The sequence below is a fragment of the Pseudoduganella chitinolytica genome (assembly GCF_029028125.1).
GTDB lineage: Bacteria > Pseudomonadota > Gammaproteobacteria > Burkholderiales > Burkholderiaceae_D > Rugamonas > Rugamonas chitinolytica.
The window spans coordinates 5,823,811-5,848,048 of the sequence record NZ_CP119083.1 but is presented as its reverse complement, the minus strand read 5'-3'; the positions used below and the strand labels follow the sequence as shown (position 1 = coordinate 5,848,048).

Below are 24,238 nucleotides of genomic sequence, written 5' to 3'. Positions count from 1 at the left end.
TCACACCCTCCCCATCGCGAAGCCCTTGGCAATATGATTGCGCACGAACCAGATCACCAGCATGCCCGGCACCAGGGTCAGCACGCCGGCGGCGGCCAGCACGCCCCAGTCCATGCCGGCGGCCGACACGGTGCGCGTCATGATGGCGCTGATCGGCTTGGCGTCGACGGACGTCAGCGTGCGCGCCAGCAGCAGTTCCACCCAGCTGAACATGAAGCAGAAGAAGGCGGTGACGCCCACCCCGGCCTTGATCAGCGGCAGGAAGATCTGCAGGAAGAAGCGCGGGAACGAGTAGCCGTCGATGTACGCCGTCTCGTCGATCTCGCGCGAGATGCCGGACATGAAGCCCTCCAGGATCCACACGGCCAGCGGCACGTTGAACAGCATGTGCGCCAGCGCCACGGCGATGTGCGTGTCCATCAGGCCGACCGTCGAATACAGCTGGAAGAACGGCAGCAGGAACACGGCCGGCGGCGTCATGCGGTTCGTCAGCAGCCAGAAGAACATGTGCTTGTCGCCCAGGAAGCGGTAGCGCGAGAAGCCATACGCCGCGGGCAATGCCACCAGCAGCGAGAACGTGGTGTTCATCGCCACGTAGATCATCGAGTTGATGTAGCCACCATACCAGGACGGGTCGGTGAATATCGTCCGGTAGTTGTCCCACGTGAGGTTCTGCGGCCACAAGGTGAAGACCGACAGCGTCTCCTCGTTGGTCTTCAGGGACGTGTTGAGCATCCAGTACAGTGGCACCAGCGTGAAGGCCACGTACAGCACCATCATGACGGCGCGGGGAATGCGGTTGTTCTTGACGAAAGCCTGGCTCATCGGGGTACTCCGCTGGATCGTTGAATCGGCCGGGGTCGCGCCGGCCTGCAGGTCTCTAGGCATGGTCGGTCTCCACGTTGGTGCTGTTGCCGGCCTTCTGCATCCAGTTGTACAGCACGAAGCTGAACAGCAGGATGATGAGGAAGTAGATCAGCGAGAACGCCGCCGCCGGGCCCAGGTCGAACTGGCCGACCGCCTTCTGCGTCAGGTACTGGCTGAGGAACGTCGTCGAGTTGCCCGGCCCGCCGCCCGTCAGCACGAACGGCTCCGTGTAGATCATGAAGCTGTCCATGAAGCGCAGCAGCACGGCGATCATCAGCACGCCGCGCATCTTCGGCAGCTGGATGTGGCGGAACACGGCCCAGCGGCTGGCGCCGTCGATCTGCGCCGCCTGGTAATAGGCGTCCGGGATCGAGCGCAGGCCGGCAAAGGCCAGCAGCGCCACCAGCGGCGTCCAGTGCCACACGTCCATCAGCAGCACCGTCAGCCACGCATCCAGCGTGTGCGACGTGTAGTTGTAGTCGATGCCCAGCAGTTGCAGGCCATGGCCGCCCAGGCCGATGTCGGCGCGGCCGAAAATCTGCCAGATCGTGCCGACCACGTTCCACGGGATCAGCAGGGGCATCGACAGCACGACCAGCGACAGAGACGACTTCCAGCCTTTCGACGGCATCGCCAGCGCCAGCGCGATCCCCAGCGGGATCTGCACCAGCAGCACGCACAGCGAATAGATCATCTGGCGGGCCAGCGCGCCATGCAGTTCCGGGTCGCGCATGATTTCGCGGAACCATTCGAGGCCGACAAAGACGGATTGACCGGGGCCGAGAATATCCTGCACCGAGTAGTTCACCACCGTCATCAACGGCAGGATCGCGGAGAACGCGACACACAGGAACACGGGCAGGATGAAGAACCAGGCCTTGTTGTTATAGGGCTTGTTCACTGCGCGATCCTTTCGTCGTTGCAGAAGAAGATGGTTTGCGGCCGCGCCAGGTGCAGCCAGTGGCGCCCCGCCTGCACGGGCACCGCCGTATCGAGCTTGCCCTTGAGCGGATGGCCGGCCACCGTGCCCGTCACCAGCTGGCAGGTGCCCAGGTGCTGCACGTGGCGGATTTCCGCTTCCAGTGCGCCTTCGGCGCCTTCCGGCGCGAGGGCGACGAACTCGGGCCGGATGCCCATCGACAGCGTGCCCTGCGTGCGCTTCAGCTGCGCCACGCGGGCCGGGTCCAGCGCCAGGCGGTCGTTGCCGATGTAGATGCCGGCCGTGTCCTGCGCGTCCACCCGGACCGGGTAGAAGTTCATGCCGGGGCTGCCGATGAAGTAGCCGACGAACGTGTGGTCGGGCCGCTCGAACAGCGCGTCGGGCGCGCCCTTCTGGACGATCTTCCCGTCCGTCATGACGACCACCTCGTCGGCAAACGTCAGTGCCTCGACCTGGTCGTGCGTCACGTAGATCAGGGTGAGCTTCAACTGCTGGTGGATCTGCTTCAACTGGCGGCGCAGCTGCCATTTCAGGTGCGGATCGATGACGGTCAGCGGCTCGTCGAACAGGATCGCCGACACGTCCTTGCGCACCAGGCCACGGCCCAGCGAGATCTTCTGCTTGGCATCGGCCGACATGCCGCTGGCGCGCACCTTCAGCGCATCCTTCATGCCGAGGATCTCCGCCACTTCGTGCACGCGCTTGTGGACTTCCGCCTCCGGCACCTTGCGGTTGCGCAGCGGGAAAGCCAGGTTGTCGTACACCGTCATCGTGTCGTACAGCACGGGGAACTGGAACACCTGTGCGATATTGCGGCCGCGCGTGGGCGTGTCCGTCATGTCCTTGCCGTCGAACAGGACCTGGCCGTGCGACGGCACCAGGAGGCCCGAGATGATGTTCAGGAGCGTCGACTTGCCGCAGCCGGAAGGCCCCAGCAGTGCATAGGCGCCGCCGTCTTCCCACACCATGTTCATCGGCTGCAGCGCGAAGTCGGATGGCTGCTGCGGGTTCTTGCCATAGGCATGGCCCAGGTTACGGAATTCAATGCGCGCCATGGCTGGCCTCCCCCGGTGAACGCAGCAGCGCGCCGTCCGCGTCGAAAATGAACAGTTCGCGCGGATCGACCCAGGCCTGCACCCTGGATTCGATGGCGACGGAATGCACGCCCGGCACCTGGGCCACCAGGCCGCTGCCGCCCAGGCGCAGGTGGACATAGGTTTCCGAGCCGCTCAACTCGGACAGGTCGACGGTGCAGTCCATCCGGTTGACCTGCGCCGCGCCGGGCGCCAGCGCCACGTGATGGCAGCGGATGCCGACCTTGCACGGCTGGCCCTGGCCCAGCGCCAGCGGGGCGCCGGCGATGCGCAGCACCGGGCCGGCATCGAGCCGCACCGTGTGGCCGTCTTCCATGCGGCCATCCAGCACGTTCATGGGCGGATCGTTGAAGATGGCGGCGGAGCGGATCGAGATCGGCTTGCTGTAGGTGTCCAAGGTGGGACCCGTCTGCAGGATGCGACCGGCGTCCATGACGACCGTCTGGCCGCCCAGCAGCAGCGCTTCCTGCGGTTCGGTGGTCGCATACACGACGGTGGTGGCGCCATCGGCAAACAGCGACGCCAGCTCCGCGCGCAGTTCTTCGCGCAGCTTGTAATCGAGGTTGACGAGGGGCTCGTCCAGCAGCACCAGCGGCGCCTTTTTTACGAGCGCGCGGGCCAGCGCGCAGCGCTGCTGCTGGCCGCCGGACAGCGCGCCCGGCAGGCGTTGCAGCAGGTGGGCGATGTGCAGCTTCTCGGCCATCTCCGTCACCCGCTGCCGCACTTCGGCGGCCGGGCGGCGCTGCAGGCGCAGCGGCGCGGCGATATTGTCGAACACCGTCATCGCGGGGTAGTTGACGAACTGCTGGTACACCATCGCCAGCTTGCGCTCACGCACGCTGACACCGGTGACGTCCTGGCCATCGACGAGGATGCGGCCGGTGCTGGGGCGGTCGAGCCCCGCGATGACGCGCATCAGCGTGGTCTTGCCTGCTTGCGTGGGCCCGAGCAGGACGTTGATCGTTCCCGGGACCAGTTCCAGGTCCAGCGGATACAGATGCGTCTCGGCGCCGACCCGCAAGCTGATTTCCTTCAGCTGCAGTTTCACTGCGGTCTCCTGTTGTTATTGCTGTTGCTTGTTTTATTGGTGATTCACAGCGCGGGCTTCGTCCCGATGCCCCAGCTGCTGGTCCATCCACTCCTGCAGCCGCGCCACGTCCTCAGGTTTGCTGTGCAGGCCGCACTTGGTGCGGCGCCACAGCACGTCCTCGGCCGTGCGGGCCCATTCTACCTGCATGAGATAACGCACTTCGCGGCTGTAGACACCAGGTGCCAGCTCGATTCCCATGTCGTCCAGCCCCACCGCATCGTGCAGCATGCGCTCGGCGCGGCTGCCGTAATTGCGCGCGTAACGCTGCGCCAGTTTGGCGGGCAGCCACGGATGGCGATTGCGGAAGCGGCGCAGGAAGCCGGCGAAGTTATAGCGCACGATGAACATGTTCGGCAACTGCAGGTCGCCGCCCGGCAGCGGCGCATCGGCCGTCCACTCCGGCGCGGAAGAACCGAGGCGGCCCTGCAGGATGGCCACGGCTTCCTCGGACAGCTTGCGGTACGTAGTGATCTTGCCGCCCCAGATATTCAGGAACGGCGGCAGGTCGTCCGGGCATTCGAGCAGGTAGTCGCGCGTGATGGCGGAAGCCTGGCTGGAGTTGTCGTCCAGGAGCGGGCGCACGCCGGAGTAGGTACCGACGACGTCCTGCGGCCCGATCTGCCGGTTGAAATAGCGGTTCGCCATCTCGCACAGGTAGTCGATCTCCTCGGGGCTGATCTTGACGTGCCCGGGTTCGCCCGTGTATTCGAGGTCGGTGGTGCCGATCAGCGTGAACTCTTCCTGGTACGGAATGGCGAAGATGATGCGCTTGTCCGGATTCTGGAAGATGTACGCGTACTCGTGCTCGAACAGCCGCGGCACGATGATGTGGCTGCCCTTGATCAGACGCAGGCCATAGGCCCGCCCGGCGCTCAACGCGGACGCGGCGAACTGCCCCGTCCACGGCCCGGCCGCGTTGACGACGGCGCGCGCGCGCACGTCGATGCGGCCTTGCTCGGCGCTCTCCAGCGTGGCGCGCCAGCCGTCGCCCTCGCGCCGCACCGACTTGCATGGCGTGCGCGTGAGGATGGTGGCACCGCGCTCGCTGGCATCGAGGGCGTTCAGCACGACGAGGCGGGCATCGTCGACCCAGCCGTCCGAATACACGAAGCCCTTGCGGAAGCTGCCTTTCAGCGGCTCGCCCGCGACGTGATCGGCCAGCACGATGCCTTCGGAACCGGGCAGGAACTCGCGCTTGGCCAGGTGATCGTACAGGAACAGGCCGGCGCGGATCATCCACGCGGGGCGCTGCGCCGCATCGTGCGGCATGACGAAGCGCAGCGGCCACATGATGTGCGGCGCATTGCGCAGCAGGACCTCGCGCTCCTGCAGCGCTTTGCGCACCAGCTTGAATTCGCGGTACTCCAGGTAGCGCAGGCCGCCGTGAATCAGCTTGGTGCTGGCGGACGACGTGTGCTGCGCCAGGTCGTGCTGCTCGCACAGGACGACGCGCAGGCCGCGCCCTACGGCATCACGGGCGATGCCGACACCATTGATGCCGCCGCCGACGACGAGCAGGTCGCAGTCGATGCGGCCGCCGGGAGACAGCGCCATCACAGCTCCGGACGGCATACCAGGGCCGCGGTGACGCGCGAACCGACGGGATTGCTGCGGCACTTGGCGCGAATATGGTCGTTTTTGTTCATATCCAGTCTCCGGTCGGTGTTGTTGTTGGCGCTTGGACCCTCGGCCCCGGGGCACCTGGGTCAGAGTCTCCGACCCTGAGTCAGGTGCCTGACGCCAGTGTTTCTGCTTCCTGTTCTGCGCACCCCTTGATGGGGAACGCAGGAATTCATTGTACATATTTCCACATTGCGAACAACAAGATTTTTGCGATTTCGTTCGTTTTTGTTCGCGCTCAGCCGTACGGATGTTCGTTTGTTGTGAAAATGCCGCTGACCCGGGGCTTCTGTCACGTTCGGCGTGTTCATTTGTCAAAATGACAGCAGAAGGTGAACTATAATGAGCCGCTTCACGCGCTCGCCGCTGTCTTCCACCTTGTCCAGGTCCCCATGACTCCACGCCACCGCAGACTGCTCGACCACATCCGCCAGCACGGCGACACCTCCGTAGAAGAACTGGCCCGCATCCTGAGCGTGACGACGCAAACGATCCGGCGCGACATCCGCGAACTGGAAGACGAGCGCCTGCTGGCGCGCTATCACGGCGGCGTCAGCATCCCGTCCACGGTGGAAAACATCGACTACGACCAGCGCCGCGTGATGGACAGCGACGCCAAGCGCCGCATCGGCGAACTGGCAGCGGCGCAGGTGGAGAACGACCGCTCGCTGATCATCAATATCGGCACGACAACGGAAGAAGTCTCGAAGGCGCTGCTGCGCCACCGCGGCCTGCGGGTGGTGACGAACAACCTGAACGTGGCGTCGATCCTGTCCAATTGCGACGACGCCGAAGTGATCGTCGCCGGCGGTGTCGTCCGCAAGCGCGACCGCGGCATCGTCGGCGAAGCCACGATCGACTTCATGCGCCAGTTCAAGGTCGATATCGGCATCATCGGCATCTCCGGCATCGAAAACGACGGCACCTTGCTCGATTACGATTATCGCGAGGTGCGCGTGACGCAGGCGATCATGGAACAGTCACGGCAGGTATGGCTGGTGGCGGATCACACCAAGTTCGGGCGGCATGCCTTGGTGCGGTTGGGGAGCATTGCGCAGGTGGACAAGTTCTTTACGGATTTGCCGGTGCCGGCGGAGGCTGCGGAGGCTTTTGAGAAGGCTGGGGTAGAGGTGGTGGTGGCCGCGCCCGACTAGGGGCGACGGCCTGCGCCCGATGGCAAGCGGGTGTGCTCAGGAAGCCTGTTGCAAAGCCGGGTCGAGCTCGACGCGAATCCGCCTCGATCCCTTGCCATTGCAGGCCCACACATTGTGCGAGCAGGCTTGCCCCGCGCTCTCCTTCTCGCACGCTTCCCGCGCCTGTTGTTTCGCCTGCGCTTTCGTCCTGCCGGTGCCCCAGCCAAAAGCGTCACCTTGCTCGGCGGGCACGGTGGCATAGGCAACGCAGCCCTTGCCGGAGAATTCCAGCACGACAGCGCAGTCCTGGCTGCGCTTCCCGCACTCGTCCAACGCCCGGTCGCGCGCCTCGTCTGGCCGGTCGTAATCGTATGCGAAGCCATATTGGAACTTGTCTGCGCGATCGACGGCCAGTGCGCCGTGCGAGTCGGCTGCATAAGCCGACTGATGCATGCTTAGGAACGAAAGTAACGCCAGTGCTATTTTCTTCACGCTGTCCTCACGTTAATAAAAATATAATTATCCTATTATAGATGAGACTGCGTCGGCCGCATCGACAGGGCCGCGAGAAGGCTGACGTAGAAGCTTGGCCACATGATTTGGCGGCTGAACCCGTTACTGTAGAGAACAGGTCCCGTTCACCTTGTCCTGCGTACTCATGCTGGGCGACGTCGTTGCTCTCAACCAAAAGGTGACTGCATCACCCGCAAGGGTGCAAGCTGAGCGAGAATCACAAGGTGCTCGACTGCTTGGACTTTTTGCAAATGATCGATCGTCGCGGTGCCCCCCAGAGCGAGGGCAGGTACGAAGCCGTACATCTCACCCCGCTTCAGACGACCTAATTTCCTTAGCGCCGGGGTAAACAGCGGACGCTGGTTATCGTCCTCCAGCTCGAAGTCAGCGCGCTCCAGCGTACTGAAGAACCAGCTCATGGCCTCCTCGCCGCGTCCAGCCGCAATGTAAGGTGCGGCCCCTGCCGACGGGAACGCCAGAGCATCCCAAGGAAGAACTTGCAAGCTGTTACCGGTGTTTTCGCCCCAAAAATATAGTCCACCAAACGCTGTCCGGCCAATGATGTGATACGCGTCCTGCTCCATGAAAGGTGAATCGCCGATCCATGCCTCCAGCACTGGCTCGTATTCCTGAGGATTAACGGTCCAGAACAATCCATCGGCATATCCGCTCCAGCCGTGCTCCTCCCAGTAGGTGAGCAGCTGGTTTGGTAGCTTCCCGCGGTAACGTTCAATTGTCGATGGCGGAACATTGTTCACATCGATCGCCGGCCCCATCTGTTCGAGAAAATAAGAAAAATTCTCATCCATTTGTATTCCCCATTAACAGCGCTTCAGTCTTGCATTCATCTTTACCGCACCACTTGCGTAGCCCAGGACGTCCTTTGCGGCCCGATCCGCCATAGCAAAGAGCGAAGTCCTGACACGCCGAAACTAAAATGCCCACAATAGTCGAGATGTTGATGCCCGAATACGTTTGGATGATTATCTTACCGGCCAGCGGCCCCGACTTTGTCAGCGCTGCGCGCACCCTTTCAACACGGCCGAGCTGGGCATCCATCCAACCGCTAGTGAGCGGTGATGACGCGATTGCAGGGCGACCCATGCTGTCATACTGCCGCGTAGTGGAACCAGGCAAATACCCACCCCATTTCAGCTCATCTTCTTTGCGTCGAAGCGCGCTCCAAATCCTCCAAATGTCATCAAAGCCAATGTTCATCCCATGCTCTAGGTTTATGTCAGATGGGAAAAATTATACTCTGGCAACTTGGTATGGCGAGCTGCCACCGCTGTGCTCGATAGGTTGCCAGCGGCAACGAGGGAAGGCTGATGCATAAACTTGTTGCGCACCGGAGTGTGACTACGCAAACGATCCCGCCCGACATCCGCGAATTGGAAGACGAGCGCCTGCTGGCGCGCTATCACGGCGGCGTCAGCATCCCTCCACGTGCAGGCCTTCCGGCAGCGTAGCGGGGAGCCAACTCGACACATTGGTACTTCAGCGAACTCATCCTTGACAACGCGCGAGGCATCTGCTTTAATAATCTAGCCTACTGGATAGCGGGCGGAATCGAACCTGGAGATGGTTCTGGAACGTGAGTCACCGGACGGTGACGTGGTGATTAGTAATCTACGCCTTGCGTAATGCCCCCGGTCTAGAGCTGGATCCTCCCTACATAGGAATCCGGAAATGAATCCCAACACCGTTATTGTCCGCTTCGAAACCGTAGCGGAGCAAACTGCTGGGCCCGTGCGCCGAATCATTGGCTTTACACGCGCCCGAGAGCTTTTCAGCCTAATTGACTCTGCCGACCTAGAAGCGAATCCGCGCTCTGCAAAGGCCGGTCCGGTCACAGAGAGTATCTTGGAAAGCATTACCGAGACGCCCGACACATTTGTATTCAAAACCAAAGGCATTCTGGTGGGTGCTAGCTCTTATGAAAAGCTGCAACGCAATCGCTACCGTTTGACTTTCGAAAACACAAAGATCGAAGGCATCTTAGACGGTGGCCACAACACTCTAGCACTAGGTACGCATATACTCGTGCACGCCCTTGGCGATAACGCAATCAAGCGGAAGGTGCGTACATGGGCGGACTTCAAGGAATTCTGGGAAGAACACCGTGATGAGGTCGAGGATTTGCGAGCGAGAAAGGCTAGCGATGATGACTATGACTCCAGCGCACTGGACTTCCTCATCCCGCTTGAAGTGCTGGTACCTTCGAACCTTGAGGATGACGAATCCACAGACGCGTTTAATAGTTCTTTGCTATCCATCTGTTCAGCCCGCAATAACAACGTCCAGCTAACCCTGGAAACGAAAGCAGGAAAAAAGGGCTTTTACGAGGTGCTTCGTTCGGCTCTTCCGATGGAGATAGAAGAACGAGTGGAATGGAAAAGCAATGATGGCGGCGATGTGAAAGTTCGGGATCTAATCGCTCTTTCGTGGATTCCACTATCAAAGCTGGACCTCGACGATATGCCGAAAATCCTTCCGCAGAACATTTATCGCAACAAAGGCGAATGTGCGAAGTTGTTCGACGATTTTATGAGCCGCGATGACGTCTCCCGCGCAACCGATGGCGAGTACACGCGAAAAGTGCATAATAAGCAAGTGATGAGCGCCTTGAAGCTGGCTGGCATGTTACCAACGTTGTATGACAAGATCTACAAGGATTTTCCTGAGGCGTATAAGGCAAATGGCGGTAAGTTCGGGAACATCAACGTGGTAAAGGTCGCTGCCAACATGCGCACCCAACCCACGACTTACTTCACGGAACGGAATGTTGATTATAGCTATCCCGACGGTCTTATCATGCCCCTGGTGTATGGCCTCAAGGCGTTGATCCAGGTTGAGGACAACGGTACTGTCGCATGGGCGACTGAGCCGATGAAATTTCTGGATGAGCACCTTGCTGTGATCGTGCGTAAGTATAGGCCAGTGCTGGATGCATTCCGCTTTGACCCTCAGAAAGTAGGCAAAAACGAAGGCTCTTACGACCTTATCTATGACGCATTTGAAACGCAATTAGAGCGACAATCAGCTTAGCCCTGCCACAATAGCGCAACAAAAAAATCCTCCAAGCCTGGGGGATTTTTTTAAGTTGATCGCTATCGTCACGCCGTAGGCACATTTCAAGTAAGGCATTTGTCAGCCTACCGCAGCCCTTGTCTTGTACATTCCAACGAAAACCCTGGATCTCAGCACAGACACTCCTTTTCCAGATACACGGAACAGTGTTTCGCGCAATATCAAGCTACCGCCGGCGGGCTCTGCTGCAATGATCTGGCATTATTGACGGAAAGGAGGGAGAGCGGGACGGAGACGCATTGATCGGAGCAGCAGCGCTGTCGGCGCACTGATAGTTCTCGGCTCCGGAAGAGGTCAACAACGGGGGCCTTATAGCTTGGTAGACTCGATAAAAGCTTCGAGATCGTCTAAGCGATGCTCCCAGACGATCATGATGGGCGTATTTTGTGCATCTAGAACATACTCGGGCTTGAACACACCCCGCAAAGCAGCCGCAGTCAGCACTTGCGCGCCGAACTGTGCACTCCAGTTCTTTGCATCTTTAATTACTTCCTTATTGAGACGTTTACGGCTATTTATCTCCGAATTTGAGCTCTTACACTCTAGAGCCAATCGTCGGCGGTCATATAACCCGATAATACAGTCACCATTATCATTTCCCAAGGTGGCACCGACCATATACTCTCCAGCTTTGGGAAGGTCTTCGGCGTGCTTTATTGAACCTCGCGGCGTTGGAATACGAACAAATCCCAAAGCGTCCAACAGGCGTACCACTGCTCCCTCAAGCTCAGCCTTCTCATCACCTCTGCGCTTTGTTTGCACCCGCTGACAAGTAGCAACCACCGCTGAAGAAATTTTAGCAATGTTTAGCTCTGCGTCTGTCGGAGGAGCATCATTTGACAACCATGGGAACCGCTTAGGATCTATCGTCTGGCGAAGCAACGCTACCAGCTCATCCGCAAAATCCTGGTCATTACGGATGGCCGTACCGGTAACGCTTCTACACATTACCGTATCTAAATCATCTTTAGAAATCGGAGGCGCCATCAGGTAACGAAGCGCGGTGTTGAAAGCCGGGTTTTTTATGATCGTCGCAAGTTCAATTCGATCAGTTGGCGATGCTAAAATTTTTGGTAATTTATCGATAACGTAGTCAGCTGCAGCTTGCGCGCTTGTGTACTCAGCCAGATAATCACCCACTGGTTCACTCATACGCCTCAGACGAAACAGCCGAGTAGACTCGTTACAATCATTCCGGACTTCATCACTTGTGAAAACTTTGCCTCTGTTCACTCCAACCTCGATATCATCTATTCGAAACCCTCCCTAAGCAGATCTACGCTAGGAATACGTAACCGCGCCACTTCTGATGGCTCAAACTTCGTCAGCCCTCCCGCATACACCCTTCCCAAATCTTGACTCACGTTAGAATTCAGCCAAGTGACCAATTTCTCGACCGACTGTTCTGGCAAGGCAACCTTAGCGTACAAGCCATGGGCGACGTTAATGATACCAGCGCCTGCGGCATTTACTGCAAACACCGGTGGACGGCGCCCCATATAGGTGACTACGATCTGAGGCGCAGGTTTGGACATATTAACACGCCACCAAGGCGAGCGATGCTGTGCAATCCATCCCTTGTCAGCGTCTTGGGATCGCGCCCACCTCAGGAACTCTTGTACTGCCAAGTACTCTTCGCGCGGAAGGTCATCCAATACCGCCGGCAACGCGATTACGCGCCGCAGAGCGTGAACATCAGCGATGCGTCCGCCCGAGTGAATAATGTCAGCGGCATCGGTGATCGCCGGAATCAAATATTCCGCAGGTATACCAAACCTGTTGTCTTTTGCCACCCAAACGCTATTTTTCCCAGTCACTTGCCCACGACTGACTTTAAAAAGCTCGCCTAAGTCGACGAATGCTTCATTCCTAACAACGTCCTGATTTCTGAGCAGGATAGACCAAGTACGTTGAGCTTGCGCCGCTTTCTTGTCAGCAAAGTGTCCGCCCGTAAGGTCCAGTAACTGTTCAAGATTGTCAATAGTTCTGAACTCGATGTTCTCCTCCGTAGTACCGGGTTCGAAACATGTAATGCAAGCGGATACCATAGCGTCCCCAAAAACTGGAACTTCAGGGGCTACAACGAAGATCGCCCTACCACCCAGTCCATTTGTCAACATGTCACGCATCGACTGGCCATAGTTGACGTCAAGCCACTCGGCCGCGGTGATGAAGCATCCTAAGTCCCCGGGTCGGGCAAGGTCTAACGTTTTGACAAAAAAGTGTAGGTGGAGTCCGGCTAGCTTACTAGCCGCATGGCCGAGAGCCTTTAGACTGTCGCTGTACCATTCCTTCCATGAAGGCAAGATGTCGTGGTGACGGACGTAGGGTGGATTCCCGATAAACAGAGTCCGACCCGTAATCGGTTCAAGCTCGAGCGTTCGGTAATCACCGATGAAAATTGCAAGCCGCTCGGCTAAGCCGAGCGCTGTGGCATTGGCTCGGAGGAGCAAAGCTACGAGCGGGTCCATTTCAGACGCAATACCTATTGCTCGCGGGTTTTGGCGCAATCCGTGTAACACATAACGTCCGGTTCCTGCCCCAGGGTCGACAATTCGTGCGATTTCCCCTTGCGCTTCAGCCCAAGTAAACATACCAAGCACTGCCTCGACAGGAGTGAACGTCTGTCCTGTGCTACGGCGTTGCTGCGGCGACCGAATGACGCAATAGGCAGCGCCCAGGGGGTCCGTGCCGTCAACAATCGCGGCGCGAACAACCTCAACGAGCTCGTCGCTCACCGCCGTAGAGTGTAGATTAGCAATCGCTTCCTCAGCTTCCGACAATGCTTCCCGATTGACAAGCCTCGTCGCTACGGAGATCAAAGTCGGTAGGTCAAGAAGGGCATTAACCGTTGTGATGCCGCGTGCACTGGGTCTGGGTTTCATAGTTATTTGTCAAATTCTTTCACGCTTCAAAGGCTTCCGTTGTCGTGTGGCCCGCCGCGTTATCGACCACCTCAATAGCAGTGCGTCCCGTCATCTTTTTTCATCCTTACGCAGGTCACACTGCCTCTTCAAGATGTACTGTGCAGCTATCAAAACTAGCGCCCCCTTCAGACAACCCTACGAGCACTATTTTTCTATGCGCAAAAGGTCCAAAGAAGCACTGCCTCCTTAGCAGCGGCTCCACAATTTCCGCACATGATTGACATTCTGCACGGCAGTGATCGGCGAGGACTCCGCGGTGTACGTCCAATCAATCTACACAAATACGAAGTAGGCAAGATCAGACTACTGTATAAACGTACAGATATCAAGATGAAAGTGACTCTTGGCGCGAACCCGCTCTCAGGATCAGATCACCAAGCAAACGCAAGCGTGGAATAATGCTGGGTAATTATTCTCGGGCTGGCTAGAAGAAACTGGTAGGCCTCCCCGGAGTCGAACCGGGCACCAACGGATTATGAGTCCGCTGCTCTAACCAGGCATGAGCTAGAGGCCCTGAGGTAGTGCGGAGGTCGTGCGGTGATACGCTGCACGAGTTCGTTGCCAGACCTGCTACAACGAACTCGGCAGCTTAGAGCCTGGGGCCGCTCCAGTCAAGCCCAACCGGCGCCTGACTGGCCTTCAAAGAGATCAGTTCCCTTCCAGGAAGCTCTTCAGCTTGTCTGAACGGGACGGGTGGCGCAGCTTGCGCAGCGCTTTCGCTTCGATCTGGCGGATGCGCTCGCGGGTGACGTCGAACTGCTTGCCCACTTCTTCCAGCGTGTGGTCGGTGGACATCTCGATGCCGAAGCGCATGCGCAGCACCTTGGCTTCGCGTGGCGTCAGCGAGTCCAGCACGTCTTTCACTACTCCGCGCATCGAGGCGTGCAGCGCGGCGTCCGATGGGGCCAGTGTATTGTTGTCCTCGATGAAGTCGCCCAGGTGGGAATCGTCGTCGTCGCCGATCGGGGTTTCCATCGAGATCGGCTCCTTGGCGATCTTCATGATCTTGCGGATCTTGTCCTCTGGCATCTCCATCTTGATCGCCAGGGTGGCTGGATCGGGCTCGGCGCCTGTTTCCTGCAGGATCTGGCGGCTGATCCGGTTCATCTTGTTGATCGTCTCGATCATGTGGACCGGGATACGGATCGTGCGGGCCTGGTCGGCGATCGAGCGCGTGATGGCCTGGCGGATCCACCACGTGGCGTACGTGGAGAACTTGTAGCCGCGGCGGTACTCGAACTTGTCCACGGCCTTCATCAGGCCGATATTTCCCTCCTGGATCAGGTCCAGGAACTGCAGGCCGCGGTTCGTGTATTTCTTGGCGATCGAGATCACGAGACGCAAGTTGGCTTCCGTCATTTCGCGCTTGGCCTTGCGCGCCTTCATCTCGCCAGCCGCCATCTGGCGGTTGATGTTGCGCAGGTCCGGCAGCGGCAGCACGACCCGCGCCTGCAGGTCGATCAGGCGCTGCTGCAGCTCCTTGATCGTCGGGATGTTGCGGCCCAGGATCGCGCTGTAGGCGTGGTTGGCGGCCACTTCGCCGTCCACCCACTCCAGGTTCGTTTCGTTGCCCGGGAAGACCTTGATGAAGTGGGCGCGCGGCATGCCGCACTTGTTCACCGCCACGTCCAGGATCTGCTTCTCGATGTGGCGCACCTCATCGACCTGGCCGCGCAGCGTGTCGCACAGCTTTTCGACGACTTTTGCCGTGAAGCGGATGCCCAGCAGCTCGTTCGAGATGGCTTCCTGCGCGCGGATGTACGATTTCGAGTTGTAGCCTTCCTTCTCGTAGGCCTTGCGCATCCGGTCGAACTGGTTGGCGATCTCGTCGAATTTGGCCAGCGCGGCGTTCTTCATCGCTTCCAGCTGCTCGGCCGAGTAACCGGCCGCCGCACCGGCGGGGCTGGCTTCTTCCTCTTCCGCTTCTTCCTCTTCTTCCTCGTCCTCGTCGTCCTCGTCGTCTTCCGTGGCCGGTGGCGCGGCCGCGGCCGGCTGGTCTTCGTTTTCGTCGACGAGGCCGTCCACGATCTCGTCGATCTTGGTCTCGTCGTTACGGATGCGGTCGGACGTGGCGATGATCTCGGCGATCGTCACCGGGCAGGCGGAAATCGCCTGGATCATGTCCTTCAGGCCATCTTCGATGCGCTTTGCGATCTCGATTTCGCCTTCGCGCGTCAGCAGCTCGACCGACCCCATCTCGCGCATGTACATGCGCACGGGGTCCGTGGTGCGGCCGAAGTCGGAGTCGACGGTGGACAGCGCGGCCTCGGCGGCGGCTTCCGCCTCGTCGTCGCTGGTGACGGTGGCGACATTGTCCGACAGCAGCAGCGTCTCGGCATCCGGGGCGTGCTCGTAGACGGCGATACCCATGTCGTTGAACGTGCCGATGATGCCTTCGATCGCTTCCGGATCGACGATATTGTCGGGCAGATGGTCGTTGATCTCGGCATACGTGAGGAAGCCGCGTTCCTTGCCGAACTTGATCAGCGTCTTCAGTTTCTGGCGGCGGCGCTCCAGCTCTTCTTCCGTCGCTTCCGTGTCCGACGAGAACGCGTCCTTCAGCAGCGCCTTTTCCTTGGCCTTGCGGTCCTTGGCCTTGGCCTTGTCGACGGCCTTCAGCTCGGCGCGCTCGACCGCGTTGAGCGCGGCGACCTCGTCGTTCTCTGGCTGGAATTCCTTTGGCTTGCGACCGCGCCGTCCCGGTACCTTGACGGACGGGAGCACGTAGCCGGACGTGTCGATGGCCGCCAATGCGGCCGCGTCCGTCGTCTGGCTCACCACGGGTGGCGTGCTGGTTTCGGACTTGTCGGCCGTCTTGGCTGCTCGGGCGGTCACTTTGCTGGGCTTTGCAGCCGCTTGGGTTTCAGGTTTCTTTGCTGGCACAGGCGCTTTCGATGTCACAACGACTTGCTTACGGATTAGGACGATGCCGCCATCCCGCGGACCGTCGAATCCCTGCGCTTGCCAATCCGGCCATTCGCCACCCCTACCGATACAGCGGCGTTCCCGGCCAGACCTCCTTCGCAGGGGTCCTTCCACGGGCTTGCTATGCTACGGCACTGCTACTTCTGCTGCTCCTTGCAGACTCCCGGCGACAGACCTGAACCCGCCGACGGACCGGCAGCCGAACGTACCTTTTGTACTTCGGCCAACTGTGGCGGAAATTCTACTGTATGACAGCGCGCGGGGGCTAGAGTGGACGATGCGGACGCGGCATTGAAACTGTTTGCCGGTTGCATACCGATTGGGGGCGACAAGTAACTCGCGCCGTTTCGTCGTCGTCCTGCTTCCCACCGCCGGCGCTGCCACAGCGCCCCGTTCGAGAGCCTAACTCACTGAAAACAAACACAAATTCTGAACTGCGAACCTTGCCAAAGTAATCAAATACTTAGCGTTTTATTATAGCACGTCACTTTTCGATTACCAGAACGGGCCCGGTCGGGCAATCGGCCGGGTCAGCGATAACTTTTATCCGCTTCCTGCTCGCGCAGCAGCTGGTCTTCCATGGCCTTTAATTCGCGATAGCCCGTCGTCAGCACGTCCGTTGGCTCTTTCGCAAGGATTGCCTCGTTGATCGCGGCCATCAGGATATTAATCTGGCTCCTGACCTGTTCCAGTTTCAATTGCCGGATCGTCGCCGCCAGCCACAGCCGCTCAGTATCGATATCCGGCTCCGGCGCGGCGGCGATTTCGCCGACGATCGCGTCGTATTCCGTGCCCTGCTCCTTCAATTGCTGGGCCAGCGCGGCAAACGTGCCGTTCGGGCCCAGCGACTGCGCCAGCTGCACCAGGTGCAGCAGGTGGTCGTATTGGTCGGGGCCGAACTGCTGGCACGCTTCCAACGCTTCCTCGTCCATGTTCAGCGCCAGCGACGGGTGCGTCACCAGCGCGCGGATCATCTTGCGCTCCAGCCCCATCGGCTCCGGTCGCTTGCTGCGGGGCGGCGCCTTGCGGTTCGCCGCCACCGGTTTGCTCAGCTCGAACAGCTGCTCGATCTCGCCGGTGGTGCTCTGCGTCATCGACGCCAGCCCGTGCACGATCTGCAGCCGCAGCGCCGACGGCGTCATCGCCTGCAGCATCGGCTTGGCGTCGAACTGCGCGCGGGCGCGCCCTTCCGGCTCGCTCAGGTCATGCTCGCCCGCCGCCTCGCGCAGCAGGAACTGCGACAGCGGCATCGCCTCGACGATCTGCTGCTCGAAGCCTTCCGCCCCATGCTCCCGGATATAGCTGTCCGGGTCGTGCTCGGACGGCAGGAACAGGAACTTGATCGTCTTGTCGTCCGACACGTGCGGCAGGCAGGCTTCCAGCGCGCGGCGCGCGGCACGACGGCCGGCCTTGTCGCCGTCGAAACTGAAGATCACCGTGTCGGTTTGACGCAACAGTTTCTGCACGTGGATCGTCGTGCATGCCGTGCCCAGCGTGGCCACCGCATGCGGGAAGCCCATCTGTGCCAGCGCCACCACGTCCATATACCCTTCCGTCACCAGCACGTAGCCCGCGTCGCGGATCGCCTGGCGTGCCTCGAACAGGCCATACAGCTCGGAACCCTTTGAAAATAAAGGCGTCTCCGGGGAATTCAAGTACTTTGGTTCGCCCTGCTCCATGATGCGGCCGCCAAAGGCGATGACCTGGCCCTTGACGTTGCGGATCGGGAACATGATGCGCTCGCGGAAGCGGTCGTAGCGCTTGATGTGACGGCCTTCCTCGTCCACCTTGTCGATGACAAGGCCGGCTTCGACCAGCGCCACCGCATCGTAGTCGGGGAAGACGCTGCGCAGGTTGTCCCAGCCTTCGGGCGCGTAGCCCAGCGCGAAGCGCGCCGCCACCTCGCCCGTCAGGCCGCGCCCCTTCAAATAGGCGATGGCGTTAGGCGCCTGGCGCAACTGGTTCTTGTAATACTCGGCCGCCAGCTTCATCGCCTCCGATAGCGCCATGCTCTGCGCCTGCATCTGGGCGCGCTGGGCCGGCGGGATCTTGTCGTCCTCTTCCGGCACGACCATGCCCACGCCCTGCGCCAGGTCCTTGACCGCGTCGACGAAGCCCATGCCCGAATATTCCATCAGGAAGCCGATCGACGTGCCGTGCGCGCTGCAGCCAAAGCAGTGATAGAACTGCTTGGTCGGGCTGACGGTAAAGCTGGGCGACTTCTCGTTGTGGAACGGGCACAGGCCCTGGTAGTTGGCGCCGGCCTTTTTCAGCTGCACGTAGCGGCCCACCACGTCGACGATGTCGACACGGTTGAGCAGATCGGAAATGAATGACTCTGGAATTCGCACGGGTGGTGTCGCAGTGGTTACAACTCAGGTCGGCCGTGGCGCGCGGTGGCACCACGGCAGGGCCGGACAATTATGCCGGCACCAGCGCTTTCTTGACGAGACCGGACACGACGGTCATGTCGGCACGGCCGGCCAGCTTCGGCTTCAGGATGGCCATGACCTTGCCCATGTCCTGCGGGCCGGCGGCACCGGATTCGGCGACGGCGGCTTTGACTTCAGCGGCGATTTCGTCATCCGACAGGCCGGCCGGCATGTAGGCCGTCAGCACGGCCAGCTCGGCCTTCTCGATATCGGCCAGGTCGGCGCGGCCGCCCGCTTCGAACTGGGTGATCGAATCCTTGCGCTGCTTGATCATCTTCTCGACGATGGCGACGGTCTGGTCGTCGTTCACCTCGATCTGCTCGTCCACTTCCTTGCGCTTGATCTCGGCCAGCAGCAGGCGGATCGTGGCCAGCTTGCCGGTTTCTTTTGCGCGCATGGCGGCTTTCATGTCTTCGGAAATCTGGGCTTTCAGGCTCATGGCAACCTCGGGAAAATAGTTAAGGACAAAACGAAAAACCCGCTGCGGCCGGGCCGGAGCGGGTGAGCGCGAACGCCAGACGAGCCAGGAGGCGAAGTGCGCCGTCGGCAGGCCCGTTGCGAAAGCGGGAATTAGTACAGCTTCTTCGGCAGTTGCTGGCTGCGGATGCGCTTGTAGTGGCGCTTCACGGCAGCGGCCAGCTTGCGCTTGCGCTCTGCGGTTGGCTTCTCGTAGAACTCGCGCGCACGCAGTTCGGTCAGCAGACCGGTTTTTTCGATGGTGCGCTTGAAGCGGCGCATGGCGACTTCGAACGGCTCGTTTTCTTTAAGGCGAATAGTGGTCATGTAAAAATTCAAACCGTTAGAGGGTTTTTAGGAAGACAGCGATATTAGCAGCATTTGTCCAGATATACAATAGGCGCGATTGCCACACTGGCCCGGCAGGCGGGTTCTGCGGAAATCGCATCTGAACGGGCTGGCCTGCCCCGCTAACTCCTGCCCCGCTAACATCAAGAACCGCCGCGACTGCCTGGGAAACAATCGCTGCGGGACCGGAATGATATCAGATTGCCAGCCCGGCCGCCATCCCGGAAGCCCAGGCCCACTGGAAGTTGTAGCCGCCCAGCCACCCCGTCACGTCGACAGTCTCGCCAATAAAGTACAAGCCCGGCACCTTGTTCGCCATCATCGTCTGCTGCGAGAGTTCCTTCGTGTCGACGCCGCCGCGCGTCACTTCGGCCTTGCGGTAGCCTTCGGAGCCGTTCGGCGTGATCGTCCATGCGTTCAGGGCTTGCCCCAGCTTGCGCAGCTGCGCATCCGGCAGGTCGGCCAGGCGGGCGTCGTGCGCGAAGCCGTGCGCCGTCAGCAGGCCTTCCGCCAGGCGCGCCGGCAGCCACTGGGCGATGACGTTGCCCAGCTGCTTCTTCTGCGTGCCCTTGCCTTCGATCAGCGCCTGGGCGACGTCCATCTCCGGCAGCAGGTCGATCGTGATCGGCTCGCCCGGTTGCCAGAAGCTGGAGATCTGCAGGATGGCAGGGCCCGACAGGCCGCGGTGCGTAAACAGCAGGTCTTCACGGAAGCGCGCGCCCGTGGCCTTGCGGCCTTTCAGGGTACCCGTCGTCACGTCCACTTCCAGCGAGATGCCGGCCAGCGGGACGAAGGGCTGCCATTGGGCTTCGTCGAACGTCAGCGGCACCAGGGCCGGACGGGGTTCGACCATCTGCAGGCCGAACTGCTTGGCGATGCGGTAGCCGAAGTCGGTCGCGCCGATCTTCGGGATCGACAGGCCGCCCGTGGCGATGACGACGTTGGCCGCTTCGATGTCGCCGCTGTCGGTGTGCAGCAGGAAGCCGGTGTCGGTCTGGTCCAGCGTCTCGACCTTGGCAGGCATGCGCCAGTGGACGTCGCCGGCGGCGCACTCGGCCTTCAACATCTCGATGATCTGCTCGGCGGAGTCGTCGCAGAACAGCTGGCCCCGGTGCTTCTCGTGGTAGGCGATACGGTATTTCCTGACGAGGGTGAGGAAATCCTGCGGCGTGTAGCGCGACAGGGCGCTCTTGGCAAAGTGCGGATTTTCGGACAGGAAGTTGGCCGGCCCCGCATTGATATTGGTGAAGTTGCAGCGGCCGCCGCCGGAGATGCGGATCTTCTCGGCGAGTTTCGAGGCGTGATCGATCAGCACGACCTTCCTGCCGCGCTGGCCCGCCGCCGCCGCGCACATCATGCCGGCCGCGCCCGCGCCAATCACTGCCACATCAAACTGTTTCGCCATCGTCCGCCCCGGTCAAACCCGCCATTTTACGCGAGACGGCCCCGTCTGGCTGCGGCTTTTTGCGGACGCGGCGGTACGACATGCGGTATGCTGCCTTGTTTTCTGAACAACAACCAACAGGAGCCACCATGCTTACTCGTCTGTCCTTCACGCTGGCCGCACTGGGCTTGTCCGCCGTCGCCCACGCCCAGATCACCGTGCCGATCCATTCCGTCGCCAGCAAGGACGGCGACCGCTCGCTGGGCAGCGTGACGATCACCGAAACCCCGGGCGGCCTGCAGTTCACGCCCGCGCTGCAAGGCCTGCCGCCAGGCCAGCGCGGCTTCCACGTCCACATGAACGGCAACTGCGGCGAAGGTCCCGTCAACGGCAAAGTGGCCCCGGCCGGTGCCGCGGGCGGCCACCTGGACCCGCACGGCAGCAACGCCCACAAGGGCCCCGGCAACGGCGGCCACCTGGGCGACCTGCCCGCGCTGGAAGTGGACAGCAGCGGCTCGGCGCTGAAGCCCGTCGTCGCGCCCCAGCTGAAAACGCTGGCCGACGTCAAGGGTCGCGCACTGATGATCCACGCCGGCGGCGACAACTACGCCGACGCGCCAGCCCCGCTGGGCGGTGGCGGCGGCCGCATCGCCTGCGGCGTCATTGCCGACGTCGCAACAAAGTAAGCGTCCGCTACGGCTGAGCCCGTGTCCCACCGCGGGGTCAGACCCCTTTGTGGGACACGGGCTGGGCTGTTGTTTGCGACGGCGTGCCGTACGGCCGCGTTCGTGTCCCGTTTTGGTGACTGACCCCGTGGTGGCACACGGGCTGGGCCGTGGGGTTGCGGCTGGTGGGGTGCTTAGCCTGGATAGCGCTGGCGCAGCGCGCGGGCCGTGTCGATGACGTGGCCCACCTGCTGGGCGATCGGATCGGGGATGGGGATCGTGCCGTCCAGCACCGAGCGGATCCAGGCGGCTGTCGCGGCGGCGCTCTTGTCTTCCGGCAGCGCGGGCAGGTGCTCGGCGATCATTTGCCGTTCCACCAGCACCGTGCGTTCGCCCGCGTGGAACCAGTCGATCTTCTGCGCCTTGGTGGCGTTGGCCACCGTCTCCCCTTCCGTGCCGCGCATCAGGAACGCGTCGCCGCGCTCGTGCGGGGCCGCCGTCGTGAAATATTCCCCCAGCGTTTCCAGGTACTCCGGGTGTGTGTACGACACCAGCCGCAGCGCCGGGCCGGCGAACGGCTGCATGATCTTCACCAGCGTGTGCGTGGAATTGCGCACGCCCAGCACGCGCCGCAGCGACAGCATGTGGGCCAATTCCGGCGCCAGGGCGTCGATCGTGATGAAGCTGACGTGACCGTCGGCCAGCGCCGCCTCGGCCGCTTGCGGCGACGGCGCGGCGTGGATGCCCAGTTCGGCGAAGACTTCGGCGGTGGTGATGCGGCCCGGATCATCCGGCACGCCGTGCACCAGCACGGGCACGCCGGCGCGTGCCAGCAGCAGGGACAGCAGCGCCGTCAGGTTGGCCATCTTGCGGGCGCCGTTGTAGCTGGGGATGACGACCGGGACGAACTCGCCGGCCGGCCCGTGCAGCGGCGGGAACGATGCTTCGGCGGCATCGAGGAAGCCGGCCAGTTCGTCGACCGACTCGCCCTTGATGCGCATCGCCAGCAGGATGGCGCCCAGCTCGAGGTCCGACACGCGGCCTTCCAGCATGGCCCGGTACAGGTTGAAGGCATCCTCGCGGCTCATGCTGCGGGCGCCCTTCTGGCCCCGCCCGATCTCCTTGATGAACAGCGCGGCGGGGAATGGTGTGACGGTGGATTCGATGGTCATGTCAAACAGCTTACATTATTTCGGCTACACTATTCGATCCCCTGAAGAAAACACACGCTAGAAGCAGACACAACCATGATTGCACCCGATCTCGAAAATATTAACGTCACCTCGTTCGCGACCATGCCGACCCCGGCCGCCCTGCACGCGAAGCTGCCGCTGACCCAAGCCGCTTCGGACACCGTGACGAAGGGCCGCGAAGACCTGCGCAACATCCTCGATCGCAAGGACAAGCGCCTGTTCGTCGTCGTCGGCCCCTGCTCGATCCACGATCCCGTCGCCGGCCTGGACTATGCGCGCCGCCTGAAGCTGCTGCAGGAAGAGGTCAAGGACACGATGCTGCTGGTGATGCGGGTGTATTTCGAGAAGCCGCGCACGACGACGGGCTGGAAGGGCTATATCAACGATCCGTTCATGGACGACTCATTCCGCGTCGACGTCGGCATGGAAAAGGCGCGCCAGTTCCTGCTGGACGTGTGCGAGCTGGGCCTGCCGACGGCGACCGAGGCGCTGGACCCGATCTCGCCGCAGTACCTGGGCGACCTGATCGCCTGGACCGCGATTGGCGCGCGCACGACGGAATCGCAGACGCACCGCGAGATGTCGTCCGGCCTGTCCACGCCGGTGGGCTTCAAGAATGGCACCGACGGCGACATCAGCATCGCCATCAACGCCATCCTGTCCGCGGCCAACCCGCACGCGTTCCTGGGCATCAACGGCGAAGGCAACGTCTCCGTCGTGCGCACGCGCGGCAACGCCTATGGCCACGTGGTGCTGCGCGGCGGCGACGGCCGCCCCAACTACGATTCCGTCTCCGTCACGATCGCCGAGCAGGCGCTGGCCAAGGCCAAGCTGCCGGCCAATATCGTGGTGGACTGCTCGCACGCGAACAGCTACAAGAAGCCGGAACTGCAGCCGCTCGTAATGACGGACGTGATCAACCAGATCGTCCACGGCAACAAGTCGCTGGTGGGCGTGATGATCGAGTCGAACATCGAGGCGGGCAACCAGAAGATCCCGGCCGACCTGGCCGAGCTGAAGTACGGCTGCTCCGTCACCGATGCCTGCATCGACTGGGACACGACGGCGCAGATGCTGCGCGCGGCCCACGCCGAACTGCGCGGCCGCCCATAAAAACCCGGGACAGACCCCTGTTCTCAAGAAATTTCCTCAGAACCAGGGTCTGTCCCGGGTTTTGCCCGCCAGCGCCGCCTCGGCGCGGCTGGCCGGGGCGTTCAGCTCCGCGAAATCCAGGTAGACCCGGCCCGCCTCCACCTTGACGCGGTAGTGCCGCGGTGCTTCCTCCGGCAGGCCCGGGCTGTCCAGCAGCGCGACGATGGCGTCGTCTGCCGTCCTGGATAGCGCCACGCCCGGCAGCTCCTGCCACGCCAGGCCGCGCGGCACCACGTAGGCGCCCGTGGCCGGGATGTCCCTGATCCTGCATACCTGCTTCCAGTGCTCCTGCATCGCTTCTCCTTTGGCGGGCTGCGCCGCCCACCACAAGGTTTAGCAAGAGCGATGCCACTCGCCGGCCGCCAGAATGCGGCGGCGCTGCACCGCTGCGGTGCGGCGGCGCCCCGCG

21 protein-coding genes, 1 tRNA gene and 1 pseudogene are annotated in these 24,238 nt (G+C 61.4%); 5 read left to right on the top strand and 18 right to left on the bottom strand.

Annotated features, from left to right (window positions below):
• Genes PX653_RS26105 through glpD form a run of 5 tightly spaced genes read right to left on the bottom strand, consistent with a single transcriptional unit; the run spans position 1 to position 5,545 of the window.
• Positions 1 to 825: a carbohydrate ABC transporter permease gene (locus PX653_RS26105; protein WP_277418659.1), complete on the bottom strand. Its 825-nt coding sequence runs from the start codon at positions 823 to 825 to the stop codon at positions 1 to 3.
• A 55-nt stretch (positions 826 to 880) separates the two neighbouring features.
• Positions 881 to 1,768, bottom strand: coding sequence for a carbohydrate ABC transporter permease (locus PX653_RS26100; RefSeq protein WP_277415544.1), 888 nt, complete (start codon positions 1,766 to 1,768; stop codon positions 881 to 883).
• Positions 1,765 to 2,862, bottom strand: a complete 1,098-nt coding sequence (locus PX653_RS26095; protein ID WP_277415543.1) for an ABC transporter ATP-binding protein — start codon at positions 2,860 to 2,862, stop codon at positions 1,765 to 1,767. The genes PX653_RS26100 and PX653_RS26095 overlap by 4 nt, the downstream gene beginning before the upstream one ends.
• Positions 2,849 to 3,949: an ABC transporter ATP-binding protein gene (locus PX653_RS26090; protein WP_277415542.1), complete on the bottom strand. Its 1,101-nt coding sequence runs from the start codon at positions 3,947 to 3,949 to the stop codon at positions 2,849 to 2,851. The genes PX653_RS26095 and PX653_RS26090 overlap by 14 nt, the downstream gene beginning before the upstream one ends.
• A 33-nt stretch (positions 3,950 to 3,982) precedes the next feature.
• Complete coding sequence (gene glpD, locus PX653_RS26085; RefSeq protein WP_277415541.1) at positions 3,983 to 5,545, bottom strand: glycerol-3-phosphate dehydrogenase; 1,563 nt, start codon at positions 5,543 to 5,545, stop codon at positions 3,983 to 3,985.
• Positions 5,546 to 6,003: 458 nt separating this feature from the next.
• Here glpD and PX653_RS26080 point away from each other — a divergent pair, with 458 nt between their 5' ends.
• Positions 6,004 to 6,765 carry a DeoR/GlpR family DNA-binding transcription regulator gene (locus tag PX653_RS26080; RefSeq protein ID WP_277415540.1) on the top strand — a complete coding sequence of 254 codons (762 nt, stop codon included), beginning with the start codon at positions 6,004 to 6,006 and terminating at the stop codon, positions 6,763 to 6,765.
• 36 nt (positions 6,766 to 6,801) lie between these two features.
• Here PX653_RS26080 and PX653_RS26075 read toward each other — a convergent pair whose 3' ends face one another.
• From PX653_RS26075 to PX653_RS26065, 3 genes are all read right to left on the bottom strand, one after another.
• Complete coding sequence (locus PX653_RS26075; RefSeq protein ID WP_277415539.1) at positions 6,802 to 7,236, bottom strand: DUF4189 domain-containing protein; 435 nt, start codon at positions 7,234 to 7,236, stop codon at positions 6,802 to 6,804.
• Between the two features lie 188 nt (positions 7,237 to 7,424).
• Positions 7,425 to 8,066 carry a GAD-like domain-containing protein gene (locus tag PX653_RS26070; protein WP_277415538.1) on the bottom strand — a complete coding sequence of 214 codons (642 nt, stop codon included), beginning with the start codon at positions 8,064 to 8,066 and terminating at the stop codon, positions 7,425 to 7,427.
• Positions 8,059 to 8,475 carry a hypothetical protein gene (locus tag PX653_RS26065; RefSeq protein ID WP_277415537.1) on the bottom strand — a complete coding sequence of 139 codons (417 nt, stop codon included), beginning with the start codon at positions 8,473 to 8,475 and terminating at the stop codon, positions 8,059 to 8,061. The genes PX653_RS26070 and PX653_RS26065 overlap by 8 nt, the downstream gene beginning before the upstream one ends.
• A gap of 110 nt (positions 8,476 to 8,585) precedes the next feature.
• Here PX653_RS26065 and PX653_RS26060 point away from each other — a divergent pair.
• Both PX653_RS26060 and PX653_RS26055 read left to right on the top strand, forming a co-directional pair.
• A pseudogene (locus PX653_RS26060) lies at positions 8,586 to 8,699 on the top strand (DeoR family transcriptional regulator); the annotation flags it as partial.
• Between the two features lie 247 nt (positions 8,700 to 8,946).
• A complete protein-coding gene (locus PX653_RS26055; protein ID WP_277415535.1) occupies positions 8,947 to 10,305 on the top strand; it encodes a hypothetical protein in 1,359 nt (452 codons plus the stop codon).
• 351 nt (positions 10,306 to 10,656) lie between these two features.
• Here the strand turns inward: PX653_RS26055 and PX653_RS26050 are convergent, their stop codons facing one another.
• From PX653_RS26050 to PX653_RS26015, 8 genes are all read right to left on the bottom strand, one after another.
• Positions 10,657 to 11,499 carry a XamI family restriction endonuclease gene (locus tag PX653_RS26050; RefSeq protein WP_277415534.1) on the bottom strand — a complete coding sequence of 281 codons (843 nt, stop codon included), beginning with the start codon at positions 11,497 to 11,499 and terminating at the stop codon, positions 10,657 to 10,659.
• A 98-nt stretch (positions 11,500 to 11,597) separates the two neighbouring features.
• Positions 11,598 to 13,232, bottom strand: coding sequence for an Eco57I restriction-modification methylase domain-containing protein (locus PX653_RS26045; protein WP_277415533.1), 1,635 nt, complete (start codon positions 13,230 to 13,232; stop codon positions 11,598 to 11,600).
• Between the two features lie 477 nt (positions 13,233 to 13,709).
• Positions 13,710 to 13,788: transfer RNA gene (locus tag PX653_RS26040), tRNA-Ile, on the bottom strand.
• A gap of 134 nt (positions 13,789 to 13,922) precedes the next feature.
• Positions 13,923 to 16,109: an RNA polymerase sigma factor RpoD gene (gene rpoD / locus PX653_RS26035; RefSeq protein WP_277415532.1), complete on the bottom strand. Its 2,187-nt coding sequence runs from the start codon at positions 16,107 to 16,109 to the stop codon at positions 13,923 to 13,925.
• 620 nt (positions 16,110 to 16,729) lie between these two features.
• Entirely contained in the window at positions 16,730 to 18,520 is a 1,791-nt protein-coding gene (dnaG, locus tag PX653_RS26030) for a DNA primase (RefSeq protein WP_277418658.1), read from the bottom strand.
• Positions 18,521 to 18,620: 100 nt separating this feature from the next.
• On the bottom strand, positions 18,621 to 19,070 hold the full coding sequence (locus tag PX653_RS26025; RefSeq protein ID WP_277415531.1) for a GatB/YqeY domain-containing protein: 450 nt from the start codon (positions 19,068 to 19,070) through the stop codon (positions 18,621 to 18,623).
• A gap of 131 nt (positions 19,071 to 19,201) precedes the next feature.
• Positions 19,202 to 19,414: a 30S ribosomal protein S21 gene (gene rpsU / locus PX653_RS26020; protein ID WP_005665410.1), complete on the bottom strand. Its 213-nt coding sequence runs from the start codon at positions 19,412 to 19,414 to the stop codon at positions 19,202 to 19,204.
• Between the two features lie 217 nt (positions 19,415 to 19,631).
• Positions 19,632 to 20,840 carry a BaiN/RdsA family NAD(P)/FAD-dependent oxidoreductase gene (locus PX653_RS26015; RefSeq protein WP_277415530.1) on the bottom strand — a complete coding sequence of 403 codons (1,209 nt, stop codon included), beginning with the start codon at positions 20,838 to 20,840 and terminating at the stop codon, positions 19,632 to 19,634.
• Positions 20,841 to 20,968: 128 nt separating this feature from the next.
• Between PX653_RS26015 and sodC the strand changes: the two genes are divergently transcribed.
• Entirely contained in the window at positions 20,969 to 21,505 is a 537-nt protein-coding gene (gene sodC, locus PX653_RS26010; RefSeq protein WP_277415529.1) for a superoxide dismutase [Cu-Zn] SodC, read from the top strand.
• A gap of 173 nt (positions 21,506 to 21,678) precedes the next feature.
• On the opposite strand, the gene ybiB is transcribed toward sodC, so the two are convergent.
• Entirely contained in the window at positions 21,679 to 22,656 is a 978-nt protein-coding gene (gene ybiB, locus PX653_RS26005; protein WP_277415528.1) for a DNA-binding protein YbiB, read from the bottom strand.
• A gap of 75 nt (positions 22,657 to 22,731) precedes the next feature.
• Here ybiB and PX653_RS26000 point away from each other — a divergent pair, with 75 nt between their 5' ends.
• Positions 22,732 to 23,790, top strand: coding sequence for a 3-deoxy-7-phosphoheptulonate synthase (locus PX653_RS26000; protein WP_277415527.1), 1,059 nt, complete (start codon positions 22,732 to 22,734; stop codon positions 23,788 to 23,790).
• Positions 23,791 to 23,826: 36 nt separating this feature from the next.
• On the opposite strand, the gene PX653_RS25995 is transcribed toward PX653_RS26000, so the two are convergent.
• Entirely contained in the window at positions 23,827 to 24,123 is a 297-nt protein-coding gene (locus PX653_RS25995) for a Rieske (2Fe-2S) protein (protein WP_277415526.1), read from the bottom strand.
• Positions 24,124 to 24,238: the final 115 nt, after the last annotated feature.

What these genes read in the sequence shown, in the direction of transcription:
- PX653_RS26105 (WP_277418659.1), bottom strand. Translation starts at nt 825, where the DNA reads ATGAGCCAGGCTTTCGTCAAGAACAACCGCATTCCCCGCGCCGTCATG.
- PX653_RS26095 (WP_277415543.1), bottom strand. Translation starts at nt 2,862, where the DNA reads ATGGCGCGCATTGAATTCCGTAACCTGGGCCATGCCTATGGCAAGAAC.
- glpD (WP_277415541.1), bottom strand. Translation starts at nt 5,545, where the DNA reads ATGGCGCTGTCTCCCGGCGGCCGCATCGACTGCGACCTGCTCGTCGTC.
- PX653_RS26080 (WP_277415540.1), top strand. Translation starts at nt 6,004, where the DNA reads ATGACTCCACGCCACCGCAGACTGCTCGACCACATCCGCCAGCACGGC.
- PX653_RS26070 (WP_277415538.1), bottom strand. Translation starts at nt 8,066, where the DNA reads ATGGATGAGAATTTTTCTTATTTTCTCGAACAGATGGGGCCGGCGATC.
- PX653_RS26065 (WP_277415537.1), bottom strand. Translation starts at nt 8,475, where the DNA reads ATGAACATTGGCTTTGATGACATTTGGAGGATTTGGAGCGCGCTTCGA.
- PX653_RS26055 (WP_277415535.1), top strand. Translation starts at nt 8,947, where the DNA reads ATGAATCCCAACACCGTTATTGTCCGCTTCGAAACCGTAGCGGAGCAA.
- PX653_RS26050 (WP_277415534.1), bottom strand. Translation starts at nt 11,499, where the DNA reads ATGAGTGAACCAGTGGGTGATTATCTGGCTGAGTACACAAGCGCGCAA.
- PX653_RS26045 (WP_277415533.1), bottom strand. Translation starts at nt 13,232, where the DNA reads ATGAAACCCAGACCCAGTGCACGCGGCATCACAACGGTTAATGCCCTT.
- PX653_RS26025 (WP_277415531.1), bottom strand. Translation starts at nt 19,070, where the DNA reads ATGAGCCTGAAAGCCCAGATTTCCGAAGACATGAAAGCCGCCATGCGC.
- rpsU (WP_005665410.1), bottom strand. Translation starts at nt 19,414, where the DNA reads ATGACCACTATTCGCCTTAAAGAAAACGAGCCGTTCGAAGTCGCCATG.
- PX653_RS26015 (WP_277415530.1), bottom strand. Translation starts at nt 20,840, where the DNA reads ATGGCGAAACAGTTTGATGTGGCAGTGATTGGCGCGGGCGCGGCCGGC.
- sodC (WP_277415529.1), top strand. Translation starts at nt 20,969, where the DNA reads ATGCTTACTCGTCTGTCCTTCACGCTGGCCGCACTGGGCTTGTCCGCC.
- ybiB (WP_277415528.1), bottom strand. Translation starts at nt 22,656, where the DNA reads ATGACCATCGAATCCACCGTCACACCATTCCCCGCCGCGCTGTTCATC.
- PX653_RS26000 (WP_277415527.1), top strand. Translation starts at nt 22,732, where the DNA reads ATGATTGCACCCGATCTCGAAAATATTAACGTCACCTCGTTCGCGACC.
- PX653_RS25995 (WP_277415526.1), bottom strand. Translation starts at nt 24,123, where the DNA reads ATGCAGGAGCACTGGAAGCAGGTATGCAGGATCAGGGACATCCCGGCC.